Source organism: Streptomyces sp. SID13666 (assembly GCF_010548325.1).
In the GTDB taxonomy this organism is placed as follows: Bacteria; Actinomycetota; Actinomycetes; order Streptomycetales; family Streptomycetaceae; genus Actinacidiphila; species Actinacidiphila fildesensis.
The window spans coordinates 64,607-76,426 of sequence record NZ_JAAGLX010000025.1; the positions used below are offsets into that span (position 1 = coordinate 64,607).

Annotated in this window: 11 protein-coding genes; 9 read left to right on the forward strand and 2 right to left on the reverse strand. The window is 70.4% G+C overall.

Going from position 1 to position 11,820, the window contains the following annotated elements; translation table 11 throughout:
* From G3I60_RS27475 to truA, 3 genes are all read left to right on the forward strand, one after another.
* Window positions 1–1,023, forward strand: a complete 1,023-nt coding sequence (locus G3I60_RS27475; RefSeq protein WP_033177813.1) for a DNA-directed RNA polymerase subunit alpha — start codon at window positions 1–3, stop codon at window positions 1,021–1,023.
* A gap of 152 nt (window positions 1,024–1,175) precedes the next feature.
* On the forward strand, window positions 1,176–1,694 hold the full coding sequence (gene rplQ / locus G3I60_RS27480; protein ID WP_138352919.1) for a 50S ribosomal protein L17: 519 nt from the start codon (window positions 1,176–1,178) through the stop codon (window positions 1,692–1,694).
* Window positions 1,695–1,800: 106 nt separating this feature from the next.
* Complete coding sequence (gene truA / locus G3I60_RS27485; protein WP_164297325.1) at window positions 1,801–2,646, forward strand: tRNA pseudouridine(38-40) synthase TruA; 846 nt, start codon at window positions 1,801–1,803, stop codon at window positions 2,644–2,646.
* A gap of 10 nt (window positions 2,647–2,656) precedes the next feature.
* On the opposite strand, the gene G3I60_RS44690 is transcribed toward truA, so the two are convergent.
* The gene (locus tag G3I60_RS44690; protein WP_203673959.1) at window positions 2,657–3,877 is read right to left on the reverse strand and encodes a hypothetical protein; all 1,221 of its coding nucleotides are present in this window, start codon (window positions 3,875–3,877) and stop codon (window positions 2,657–2,659) included.
* A gap of 124 nt (window positions 3,878–4,001) precedes the next feature.
* Between G3I60_RS44690 and G3I60_RS27495 the strand changes: the two genes are divergently transcribed.
* The 4 genes from G3I60_RS27495 (at window position 4,002) to glmM (ending at window position 8,411) form a co-directional block, all read left to right on the forward strand.
* Window positions 4,002–5,621, forward strand: a complete 1,620-nt coding sequence (locus G3I60_RS27495) for an ABC-F family ATP-binding cassette domain-containing protein (RefSeq protein WP_138352921.1) — start codon at window positions 4,002–4,004, stop codon at window positions 5,619–5,621.
* Window positions 5,622–5,900: 279 nt separating this feature from the next.
* Entirely contained in the window at window positions 5,901–6,344 is a 444-nt protein-coding gene (rplM, locus tag G3I60_RS27500; RefSeq protein ID WP_138352922.1) for a 50S ribosomal protein L13, read from the forward strand.
* Window positions 6,345–6,386: 42 nt separating this feature from the next.
* On the forward strand, window positions 6,387–6,935 hold the full coding sequence (rpsI, locus tag G3I60_RS27505) for a 30S ribosomal protein S9 (protein WP_138352923.1): 549 nt from the start codon (window positions 6,387–6,389) through the stop codon (window positions 6,933–6,935).
* A 117-nt stretch (window positions 6,936–7,052) separates the two neighbouring features.
* A complete protein-coding gene (glmM, locus tag G3I60_RS27510; RefSeq protein WP_164297444.1) occupies window positions 7,053–8,411 on the forward strand; it encodes a phosphoglucosamine mutase in 1,359 nt (452 codons plus the stop codon).
* Window positions 8,412–8,495: 84 nt separating this feature from the next.
* Here the strand turns inward: glmM and coaA are convergent, their stop codons facing one another.
* Window positions 8,496–9,482 (reverse strand): type I pantothenate kinase, encoded by a 987-nt coding sequence (gene coaA / locus G3I60_RS27515; RefSeq protein ID WP_343241799.1) that lies wholly within the window; start codon window positions 9,480–9,482, stop codon window positions 8,496–8,498.
* Window positions 9,483–9,577: 95 nt separating this feature from the next.
* Between coaA and glmS the strand changes: the two genes are divergently transcribed.
* Both glmS and G3I60_RS27525 read left to right on the forward strand, forming a co-directional pair.
* A complete protein-coding gene (gene glmS, locus G3I60_RS27520; protein ID WP_164297448.1) occupies window positions 9,578–11,425 on the forward strand; it encodes a glutamine--fructose-6-phosphate transaminase (isomerizing) in 1,848 nt (615 codons plus the stop codon).
* Window positions 11,422–11,790 carry a holo-ACP synthase gene (locus tag G3I60_RS27525; RefSeq protein ID WP_164297451.1) on the forward strand — a complete coding sequence of 123 codons (369 nt, stop codon included), beginning with the start codon at window positions 11,422–11,424 and terminating at the stop codon, window positions 11,788–11,790. Before glmS ends, G3I60_RS27525 begins: the two co-directional genes overlap by 4 nt.
* Window positions 11,791–11,820: the final 30 nt, after the last annotated feature.

An 11,820-nucleotide genomic window follows, 5' to 3' on the forward strand; every position in this document is an offset into this window, starting at 1 on the left:
ATGCTTATCGCTCAGCGTCCGTCGCTGACCGAAGAGGTCGTCGACGAATTCCGCTCCCGGTTCGTGATCGAGCCGCTGGAGCCGGGCTTCGGCTACACCCTCGGAAACTCCCTTCGCCGCACGCTTCTCTCCTCGATCCCCGGTGCCGCTGTCACCAGCATCCGGGTCGACGGCGTTCTGCACGAGTTCACCACCGTGCCGGGCGTCAAGGAGGACGTGACCGACGTCATCCTCAACATCAAGCAGCTCGTCGTCTCCTCGGAGCACGACGAGCCCGTCGTGATGTACCTGCGCAAGCAGGGCCCGGGTGTCGTCACCGCCGCCGACATCGCGCCCCCGGCCGGTGTCGAGGTGCACAACCCCGACCTGGTTCTGGCCACCCTGAACGCCAAGGGCAAGCTGGAGATGGAGCTGACCGTCGAGCGCGGTCGCGGCTACGTCTCCGCCGTCCAGAACAAGCAGCAGGGCCAGGAGATCGGCCGTATCCCGGTCGACTCCATCTACAGCCCGGTGCTCAAGGTCACGTACAAGGTCGAGGCGACCCGTGTCGAGCAGCGCACCGACTTCGACAAGCTGATCGTCGACGTCGAGACCAAGCAGGCCATGCGCCCGCGCGACGCCATGGCGTCGGCCGGTAAGACCCTGGTCGAGCTGTTCGGCCTGGCCCGCGAGCTCAACGTCGATGCCGAGGGCATCGACATGGGCCCGTCCCCGACGGACGCCGCTCTGGCCGCCGATCTGGCACTGCCGATCGAGGAGCTCGAGCTCACCGTTCGTTCGTACAACTGCCTCAAGCGCGAGGGCATCCACTCCGTGGGTGAGCTCGTCGCCCGCTCCGAGGCCGACCTGCTCGACATCCGCAACTTCGGTGCGAAGTCGATCGACGAGGTCAAGGCGAAGCTGGCCGGTATGGGCCTGGCCCTCAAGGACAGCCCGCCCGGATTCGACCCGACCGCCGCCGCCGACGCCTTCGGCGCCGACGACGACGTGGACGCCGGCTTCGTGGAGACCGAGCAGTACTGATCCGACTCCGTCGCGGAGGCGGGCCCGACCGCGGTTCACCCCGCCGGTCCCCGCCCCCGCGCGGTTCGGTAAAGACTTCTGGCAGGCACACGCCCGTCGGACACTGACACCGGTACCTGATCCGGCCGGTGCAGAAAAGAAGGAGAAAGACCATGCCTCAGCCCGCCAAGGGTGCCCGTCTGGGCGGCAGCGCCGCGCACGAGCGTCACCTGCTCGCGAACCTTGCGAAGGCGCTGTTCGAGCACGGCCGCATCACCACCACCGAGGCCAAGGCGCGTCGTCTGCGTCCGGTCGCGGAGCGCCTCATCACCAAGGCGAAGAAGGGCGACATCCACAACCGTCGCCAGGTGCTGGCCACCATCACCGACAAGAGCATCGTGCACACGCTCTTCACGGAGATCGGCCCGCGCTACGAGAACCGCCCCGGTGGTTACACGCGTATCACCAAGATCGGCAACCGTCGTGGCGACAACGCCCCGATGGCGGTCATCGAGCTGGTCGAGGCCCTGACCGTGGCCCAGGCCGCCACCGGTGAGGCCGAAGCCGCGACGAAGCGCGCGGTGAAGGAAGACACCCTCAAGAAGGACGACGCCGTCGAGGCGAAGTCCGACGAGGTCGTCGAGGACGCCAAGCCGGCCGAGAAGGCCGACGAGGAGTCGAAGGACGCCTGATCCAGGCGTTCGGCGTACTACGGACGGGCCCGCTCCCAGCTTCTGGGGGCGGGCCCGTTCCGCATGCACGGCATGATCAGCACCATCGGCACGAGAGGACCGCACGGTGAGCGACGAGGTGGAGCCCGGTTTCGTACGGGTGCGGCTGGACCTGTCGTACGACGGGGCCGAATTCTCCGGCTGGGCGAAGCAGCGGACCCGGCGCACCGTGCAGGGCGACCTGGAGGCGGCGCTGCAGACCGTCATGCGGCTGCGGGAACCGGTCTCCCTGACGGTGGCCGGCCGCACGGACGCGGGGGTGCACGCGCGCGGCCAGGTCGCGCACCTGGACCTGGCCGAGGACGTGTGGGCCGAGCACGGCGAGAAGCTGCTCAGACGGCTCGCAGGCAAGCTGCCGCAGGACGTGCGGGTGTGGCGGGTCGCCGTGGCCCCGCGGGCCTTCAACGCCCGGTTCTCGGCCGTCTGGCGGCGTTACGCGTACCGGGTCGGCGACCAGCAGGCCGGGGTCGACCCGCTGCTGCGCGGGCACGTGCTGTGGCACGACCGGCCGCTGGACGTGGACCTCATGAACGAGGCGGCAGGGAAGCTGCTCGGCGAGCACGATTTCGCGGCGTACTGCAAGAAGCGCGAGGGTGCGACGACCATCCGCAAGCTGCTCGATCTGCACTGGGAGCGCACGTCCGACGGGATCGCCGTCGCGACCGTGCGGGCCGACGCGTTCTGCCACAACATGGTGCGGGCGCTGGTCGGCTCCATGCTGCTGGTCGGGGACGGGCACCGGCCGGCGGAGTTCCCCGGCGAGGTGCTGGCCGGCGGGGTCCGCAACTCCGCGGTCAATGTGGTGCGCCCGCACGGGCTGACGCTGGAGGAGGTCGGCTACCCGGCGGACGACCAGCTCGCGGCCCGCAACCTGCTGGCCCGCAATCTGCGGACCCTGCCCGGCTGCCTCTGAGCGGCCGCCGTCAGTTCCCGGCGGCCGTGTCGCGCGCCGCCGCGTCCTTGCCGCGCTGCACGATGCGCTCGAAGGCGAAGTTCGACGCGTCGATCCCGGCCTGCTTGGACGCGGTGTCGGCGCTGGTCGCGGTCGTGCCGTTCTTCGGCCCGGAGATCGTGTAGTAGGCGTAGCGGCCCACCGCGTTGGAGGTCGTCCAGCAGGACACGTTGTGGCAGAACGCGGCGACTCCGCCGCCGTTCAGCGGCAGCAGGAAGTGCAGGGTGGCCTTGGCCTTGTCGGCCGGCGCCTTGTCGTCGAAGACCGCGACGCCGACGGTGACCGCCGAGCCGCCCAGCACGTAGGTCGCCCGAATCACCTGGCGGCAGTGGTTCTGCGGCAGCGCCGTGGCGAGGCCGTCGGTGGCCGCCGCGGCGCAGCTCGTCGTCTGGGTGCCGGCGGTCCTGGTGTACGTGCGGCCCGCGATGGTCATCAGCTTGCCGGGGAAGAGGGTCTCCGCGCTGATGGGGGCGGTGTCCTTCTTGGCTGTGGAGATGTAGTCCAGCGGGTTCTTCGGGGGCGGCGGCGCGACCGAGGAGAACGACGGCTCGGGCGGCAGCGGCTGGGAGGGCGCCGTGGTGGTGGGGCCCGCCTTCGGCTTGCCGTCGCTCTTGTTGGACGCCACGACGGCGGCCGCGACGATCCCCGCGACGGCCACCGCGGTGAGCGCTCCGCCACCGACCATGAACAGCTTGCGGCGCTTCGCCGCGGCTTCTCGCTGCGCGGCGAGCGCTCCCCAGTCGGGGGCACTGGACTGCGGGGCCTGCGGGAAGGCGCCGGGGCCGGCCGCCGGGCCCTGCGACTGCTGGGGGAAGGACGGCGGCGCGTCGGCGGCGCCGAGGCCGCTCGTCGGCGGGGCCCAGGCCGGAGCCTGCGGTGCGCCGGGGTCGCCCTGCGGGGGCTGCGGGGGCTGCTGAGCCCGCTCAGGCTGCTGGGCGCCTGCCGGGGGCCAGGCCTGCGCTCCGGGGCCGTACGGGTCCGGCTGCGCCGGTGCCTGCGGGGCCGTGCCGTCGGGTATCCGCGGTGGCTGCGGGGCACCCGCCGCGGGCGGCCCGGCCTGGTAGGGGAGCGGCCGGGACGGGATGACCCGCCCCTCCAGCACCTCGCGCCGGCCCTCGCCCTCGGACTCGGGCGGGGTGGGCGCCGTGAAGCCCTGGCGCGGGTCGTGGGGAGGCGTGGGCCCATCAGTCATGACGCGCATCATATTCGGCGAACGGGTGACGCGGACGCCCGATCCGGGCGGTCCAGGGCACCGGTGTCCGGGTGCTGGAAATCGGTTTGGGCCCGGGCCCTGGCAGGGGCGAGAATCCAGAGCTATGGGACATGTAGAGGCGGCACACCTGGAGTACTACCTTCCGGATGGACGGGTGCTGCTCGGCGACGTCTCGTTCCGGGTGGGAGAAGGCGCCAAGGTCGCTCTGGTCGGGGCGAACGGCGCGGGCAAGACGACCCTGCTGCGGCTGATCTCGGGAGAGCTCAAGCCGGACGGCGGCTCGGTGACCATCAGCGGCGGGCTCGGCGTCATGCCGCAGTTCGTGGGTTCGGTCCGGGACGACCGGACGGTCCGGGACCTGCTGGTCTCCGTATCGCGGGCGCGGATCAGGACGGCCGCGAAGGCCGTGGACGCGGCCGAGCTGGCGATCATGGCGCAGGACGACGAACCGGCCCAGATGGCCTACGCGCACGCGCTCAGCGACTGGGCGGAGGCGCACGGCTACGAGGCCGAGAACATGTGGGACATGTGCACCCTGTCCGCGCTGGGCGTCCCGTACGAGCGGGCGCAGTGGCGCGAGGTCAAGACGCTCTCCGGCGGTGAGCAGAAGCGCCTGGTGCTGGAGGCCCTGCTGCGCGGCACCGACGAGGTGCTGCTGCTGGACGAGCCGGACAACTATCTGGACGTGCCCGGCAAGCGCTGGCTGGAGGAACAGCTCGCGCAGACCAAGAAGACCGTGTTGTTCGTCTCCCACGACCGGGAGCTGCTGGCCCGCTCCGCCGAGCGCATCGTCAGCGTCGAGCCGGGGCCCGCGGGCTCCGACGTCTGGGTGCACGGCGGCGGCTTCGGCACGTACCACCAGGCGCGCAAGGACCGCTTCGCGCGGTTCGAGGAGCTGCGGCGCCGGTGGGAGGAAGAACACACCAAGATCAAGCAGATGGTCTTCCGGCTGCGCCAGCAGGCAGCGATCAGTCCGGACATGGCGTCGCGGTACCACGCGGCCCAGACCCGGCTGAAGCGCTTCGAGGACGCGGGGGCCCCGCAGGAGCCGCCGCGCGAACAGGACATCAAGATGCGGCTGCGCGGCGGCCGTACCGGGGTGCGGGCGGTGACCTGCGAGGGGCTGGAGCTCACGGGGCTGATGCAGCCGTTCGACCTGGAGATCTACTACGGCGAGCGGGTCGCGGTGCTCGGCTCCAACGGGTCGGGTAAATCACACTTCCTGCGGCTGCTGGCCGGCCAGGACGTCCGGCACACCGGTTCCTGGAAGCTCGGCGCCCGGGTGGTGCCCGGTCACTTCGCGCAGACCCACGCGCACCCGGAGCTGGAGGGGCGCTCGCTGGTCGACATCCTGTGGACCGAGAACGCGCACGACCGCGGCCGGGCGATGGGCGTGCTGCGCCGCTACGAGCTGGAACGGCAGGGCGACCAGAACTTCGGCAGCCTCTCCGGGGGCCAGCAGGCCCGCTTCCAGATCCTCCTGATGGAGCTGGCGGGCACCACCGCGCTCCTGCTGGACGAGCCGACGGACAACCTTGACCTGGAGAGCGCCGAGGCCCTCCAGGAGGGCCTGGAGGCCTACGACGGCACGGTGCTCGCGGTGACCCACGACCGCTGGTTCGCCCGGTCCTTCGACCGCTATCTGGTCTTCGGCTCGGACGGATTCGTCCGCGAGTCGACGGAGCCGGTCTGGGACGAACGCCGGGTGGAGCGCAAACGGTAGGGCCGCGGGCGGTGACGACCAGGTGACGGACGGCTGACGACAAGGTCCTGACCAGGGCATTGGGCCGCGTTTTGACCCGTACGGTCGAAGCCGGGTATTCTGCGAGTTCGTTATGCGTATTGGCTTGCTCGTTCTCACGTGAGAGGCCCTTACGCCGGTCCGCCGGGCCGAACACCAGCGGCAGTACCGGGTTGCGTCCCCGAGTACCGCCAGGGCTGTCGTGATCGTCCGGGTGGCCTTGTCAGGACTCCACTCTCTGAAGAAGCGAAGGCTACGACCGTGCGTACGTTCAGCCCCAAGCCCGGCGATGTAACTCGCCAGTGGCACGTCATCGACGCGCAGGACGTTGTCCTGGGCCGTCTGGCCTCTCAGGCCGCGAACCTTCTCCGGGGCAAGCACAAGCCTGTGTACGCCCCGCACGTTGACACCGGTGACTTCGTCATCATCATCAACGCCGACAAGGTTCACCTGTCCGGCAACAAGAAGTCCCAGAAGATGGCCTACCGCCACTCTGGCTTCCCGGGTGGTCTGCGCTCCGTCCGTTACGACGAGCTGCTCGACAAGAACCCCGAGAAGGCCGTCGAGAAGGCCATCAAGGGCATGGTCCCGAAGAACACCCTGGGCCGTCAGATGCTCTCGAAGCTGAAGGTCTACGCGGGTGCCGAGCACCCGCACGCTGCGCAGCAGCCGGTCCCGTTCGTGATCAGCCAGGTCTCGCAGTAGTCCCGGCCACCAGCTACCAGCAGAAAGCATCTGAGGAGAATCGTGGCTGAGACCACTACCGAGGCCCCCGTCGTCGAGGCTGACGACACCACCGAGACCGTTGAGGCCTTCGGGTCCGAGGAGGCTCCTACGGAGTACACCTCGGAGTCCGAGGCTCCGGAGGAGTACACCTCCGAGTCTCTCGCGGGCCGCTTCGGCGACCCGCAGCCGGCAGCCGGCACCGGCCGCCGCAAGCAGTCCATCGCCCGTGTCCGCATCGTGCCGGGCTCTGGCAAGTGGAAGATCAACGGTCGCACCCTCGAGGGTTACTTCCCGAACAAGGTGCACCAGCAGGAAGTCAACGAGCCGTTCAAGCTCCTTGAGCTGGACAACCGCTACGACGTCATCGCGCGTATCGGTGGCGGCGGCATCTCCGGCCAGGCCGGTGCGCTGCGCCTGGGTGTTGCCCGTGCGCTGAACGAGGCGGACACGGACAACAACCGCGCCGCCCTCAAGAAGGCCGGATTCCTGACGCGTGACGACCGTGCGGTCGAGCGCAAGAAGGCCGGTCTGAAGAAGGCCCGTAAGGCGCCGCAGTTCAGCAAGCGCTAATCACGCTCGGCGTTCGCCCCGGAGGCACTTTGTGCGCCTCCGGGGCGTTCGCTTTTTAGTGCCCAGGGCGTATATCTGTCGGTAACGCCCATGGCTCCCATACTCGGAGGAATAACAGTGGGACGACTCTTCGGCACGGACGGCGTGCGCGGCGTCGCCAACGCGGACCTGACCGCCGAGCTGGCGCTCGGCGTGTCCGTCGCGGCGGCTCATGTGCTGGCTGAGGCGGGCTCGTTCCAGGGTCATCGGCCGGTGGCCGTGGTCGGACGCGATCCGCGTGCTTCGGGGGAGTTTCTGGAGGCCGCCATCGTGGCGGGCCTCGCGAGCGCGGGCGTGGACGTCCTGCGGGTCGGTGTGCTGCCCACCCCAGCGGTGGCGTATCTCACCGGTGCGCTGGGTGCCGACCTCGGCGTGATGCTCTCCGCCAGCCACAACGCGATGCCGGACAACGGCATCAAGATCCTGGCCCGCGGCGGTCACAAGCTCGACGACGAGCTCGAAGAGCGCATCGAGAAGACCTACGAGGAGCACCGCGCGGGCGAGCCCTGGGACCGGCCGACCGGTTCCGGCGTCGGCCGCGTAAAGGACTACACCGAGGGCTTCGACCAGTACGTCGCGCACCTCATGGGCGTGCTGCCGAACCGCCTCGACGGACTGAAGATCGTCCTGGACGAGGCGCACGGCGCCGCCGCCTGGGTGTCGCCCGAGGCGTTCTCCCGGGCCGGCGCGGAGATCGTCACGATCGGCGCCCAGCCCGACGGCCTGAACATCAACGACGGCTGCGGCTCCACGCACCTCGAACTGCTCAAGGCCGCCGTCGTCGAGCACGGCGCGCACTTCGGCATCGCCCATGACGGCGACGCGGACCGCTGCCTGGCCATCGACGCCGACGGCAACGAGGTCGACGGCGACCAGATCCTGGCCGTGCTGGCCCTGGACCTGCGCGAGCGGGGCGGGCTGCGGGAGAACACCGTGGTCGGCACCGTCATGTCCAACCTCGGCTTCAAGCTGGCGATGGAACGCGAGGGCATCCACCTCGTCGAGACGGCGGTCGGTGACCGCTACGTGCTGGAGTCGATGAAGGAGCACGGCTACGCGCTCGGCGGCGAGCAGTCCGGCCACGTCATCATCCTGGACCACGCCACGACCGGCGACGGCACGCTGACCGGCCTCATGCTGGCCGCCCGCGTCGCCGCCACCGGCCGCACGCTGGCCGATCTGGCCGGCGTCATGCAGCGGCTCCCGCAGGTGCTGGTGAACGTGCCGGACGTCGACAAGAGCCGGGTCAACACCGCTCCCGAGCTGGCGGCCGCGGTCGCCGAGGCCGAGCGTGAACTGGGCACCACCGGGCGGGTCCTGCTGCGTTCCTCCGGCACCGAGCCGCTGGTCCGGGTCATGGTCGAGGCCGCCGACATCGACCACGCCCGCGCGGTCGCGGGCCGGCTGGCCGACGTCGTGAAGTCCGTCCTCGGCTAGTACGGCTAGTACCCGCTCGCAGCTGAACGCGCGCCGCCCGCCCGGATTCCCGGGCGGGCGGCGCGCGTTCGGTGCACGGTGGGTTCAGAGCTTGCGCAGCGACAGCCGCTGGACCTTGTGCTGCGGGCCCTTGCGGAGCACCAGCGTGGCGCGGCTGCGCGTCGGCAGCACATTCTGCTGCAGGTTGGGCTTGTTGACGGTCCGCCACATCAGCCGGGCGTACTCCATCGCCTCCGCCTCCGAGACCTGCGTGTACTTGCGGAAGTACGAGAACGGGTTCTGGAACGCCGTCTCACGGAGCTTGCGGAACCGGCCGAGATACCACTGCTCGATGTCCTCGGTACGGGCGTCGACGTACACGCTGAAGTCGAAGAAGTCGGCGAGGCCGACACGGGTGCGGCCGTCCTTGCCGGGCAGCGCCGGCTGCAGCACGTTCAGGCCCTCGACGATGAGGATGTCGGGCCGGCGCACCGTCAGGCGCTCCCCGGGGACGATGTCGTAGATCAGGTGCGAGTAGACGGGTGCGGTCACCTCGTCCTTGCCCGCCTTCACATCGGCGACGAAGCGGGTCAGCGCGCGCCGGTCGTAGGACTCCGGGAAGCCCTTGCGCGACATCAGGTCGCGGCGGTGCAGTTCGGCGTTGGGCAGCAGGAAGCCGTCGGTGGTCACCAGCTCGACCCGCGGGTGCTCGGGCCAGCGGGCCAGCAGCGCGCGCAGGATACGGGCGGTGGTCGACTTCCCGACCGCGACGCTCCCCGCCACCCCGATGATGAAGGGGGTGCCGGGCTGTTCGCCCTGCCCGTTGCCCGCGTCGCCCAGGAAGGTGTTCAGGGCGCCCCGCAGGCCGCTGTGGGCGGCCACGTACAGATTGAGCAGCCGGGACAGCGGCAGATACACGTCCACGACCTCGTCCAGGTCGATGACGTCGCCCAGGCCCCGCAGCCGCTCCACCTCGTCGGCGGTCAGCGGCAGTGGCGTCCGCTCCCGCAGCGCGCTCCACTCCGCGCGGCTGAGGTCCACGTACGGGCTGATCTCGGCGCGTCGGCGCTGCTGCTGATCGGTGGTCGGCACACGCCCCATTGTGCTGCCGCGCCGCGCCCTGTTCACCTCGGGGGCCCCGGAGGGCCTCTGGGACGGCGGGGCGGTACGGCCATAGGGTGGCGGGCATGTGCGGAATCGTGGGGTATGTGGGCGGCCGGTCCGCTCTCGATGTCGTTGTCGCCGGGCTGCGGCGGCTGGAGTACCGGGGCTACGACTCGGCGGGTATCGCCGTGCTGGCCGACGGTGGTCTGGCCGCCGCCAAGAAGGCCGGCAAGCTCGCCAATCTGGAGGCGCTGCTGGAGCGGCAGCCGCTGCCGGCCGGCGGAACCGGGATCGGGCACACGCGGTGGGCGACCCACGGCGGCCCGACGGATGTGAACGCGCATCCGCACCTGGACAACGCCGGACGGGTCGCGGTGGTGCACAACGGCATCATCGAGAACTTCGCCGCGCTGCGGGCGGAGCTGGCCGAGCGCGGCCACGTGCTGGAGTCCGAGACCGACACCGAGGTCGTGGCGCATCTGCTCGCCGAGCACTTCTCCTCGTCGGCGGACCTGGCCGAGGCGATGCGGCAGGTGTGCCGGCAGCTGGACGGGGCGTTCACGCTGGTCGCGGTGCATGCGGACGAGCCGGACGTGGTGGTCGGGGCGCGTCGCAACTCACCGCTGGTGGTGGGCGTCGGGGAGGGCGAGAACTTCCTGGCGTCGGACGTCGCCGCGTTCATCGCGTACACCCGCGAGGCGATCGAGCTGGGCCAGGACCAGGTAGTCGAGCTGCGCCGGGAGAGCGTCACCGTCACCGACTTCGAGGGCAAGCCGGCCGAGGTGCGGCCGTATCACGTCGACTGGGACGTCTCGGCCGCCGAGAAGGGCGGCTACGACTACTTCATGCTCAAGGAGATCGCCGAGCAGCCGAAGGCGGTCGCCGACACGCTGCTGGGGCGGATCGGCACGGACGGCCGGCTGACCCTCGACGAACTGCGGATGCCGGACCGGATGCTGCGCGAGATCGACAAGGTCGTGATCGTCGCGTGCGGGACGGCGTTCCACGCCGGGATGATCGCCAAGTACGCGATCGAGCACTGGACGCGGATGCCGTGCGAGGTGGAGCTCGCGAGCGAGTTCCGGTACCGGGACCCGATCCTGGACCAGCGCACGCTCGTCGTCGCGATCAGCCAGTCCGGCGAGACGATGGACACCCTGATGGCGCTGCGGCACGCCCGTGAGCAGGGCTCCAAGGTGCTCGCCATCTGCAACACCAACGGCTCGACGATCCCGCGGGAGTCCGACGCCGTGCTGTACACGCACGCCGGGCCCGAGGTCGCCGTCGCCTCGACGAAGGCGTTCCTGACGCAGGTCGTCGCCTGCTACCTGGTCGCGCTGTACCTGGGGCAGGTACGCGGCACCAAGTGGGGCGACGAGATCACCGGGGTGATCCGTGAGCTGTCGGAGATCTCCACCCAGGTGGGGCAGGTCCTGGAGACGATGGAGCCGGTACGGGCGCTCGCACGCTCACTGAAGGACAAGAACACCGTGCTGTTCCTGGGCCGGCACGTCGGTTACCCGGTCGCCCTGGAGGGCGCGCTGAAGCTCAAGGAGCTGGCGTACATGCACGCCGAGGGCTTCGCAGCGGGCGAGCTCAAGCACGGGCCGATCGCGCTCATCGAGAAGGACCTGCCGGTGGTCGTGGTGGTGCCGTCGCCGCGCGGCCGGTCGGTGCTGCACGACAAGATCGTCTCCAACATCCAGGAGATCCGGGCCCGCGGCGCCCGCACCATCGTCATCGCCGAGGAGGGCGACGAGGCGGTCGTCCCGTACGCGGACCACATCATCCGCATCCCGCGCACGCCGGTGCTGCTGCAGCCGCTGGTGGCCACCGTGCCGCTGCAGGTCTTCGCGTGCGAGCTGGCCACCGCCCGCGGCAACGAGGTCGACCAGCCGCGGAACCTCGCCAAGTCGGTGACCGTCGAATGATCATCGGGGTCGGGATCGACGTCGCCGAGATCGAGCGCTTCGCCGCGTCCCTGGAGCGCACCCCGGGCCTGGCCGACCGGCTCTTCACCAAGAACGAGCGGCTGCTGCCCGGCGGCGAACCCCGTGGCATCGCCTCGCTCGCCGCCCGGTTCGCCGCCAAGGAAGCTCTCGCCAAGGCACTCGGCGCCCCGGCTGGGCTGGTCTGGCTGGACGCCGAGGTGACCACCGAGGACACCGGCCAGCCACGGCTCACGGTCACCGGCTCGGTCGCCCGGCGGGCGGCGGAGCTGGGGGTGCGGGGGTGGCACGTCTCGTTGAGCCATGACGCGGGGATCGCTTCCGCTGTGGTGATCGCGGAGGGTTGAACCGCCCGCCCGCGGGTGGGAAACGAGAGG

Coding starts and splice junctions, on each gene's coding strand:
- G3I60_RS27475 (WP_033177813.1), top strand. CDS start 1: ATGCTTATCGCTCAGCGTCCGTCGCTGACCGAAGAGGTCGTCGACGAA.
- rplQ (WP_138352919.1), top strand. CDS start 1,176: ATGCCTCAGCCCGCCAAGGGTGCCCGTCTGGGCGGCAGCGCCGCGCAC.
- G3I60_RS44690 (WP_203673959.1), bottom strand. CDS start 3,877: ATGACTGATGGGCCCACGCCTCCCCACGACCCGCGCCAGGGCTTCACG.
- G3I60_RS27495 (WP_138352921.1), top strand. CDS start 4,002: ATGGGACATGTAGAGGCGGCACACCTGGAGTACTACCTTCCGGATGGA.
- glmS (WP_164297448.1), top strand. CDS start 9,578: ATGTGCGGAATCGTGGGGTATGTGGGCGGCCGGTCCGCTCTCGATGTC.
- G3I60_RS27525 (WP_164297451.1), top strand. CDS start 11,422: ATGATCATCGGGGTCGGGATCGACGTCGCCGAGATCGAGCGCTTCGCC.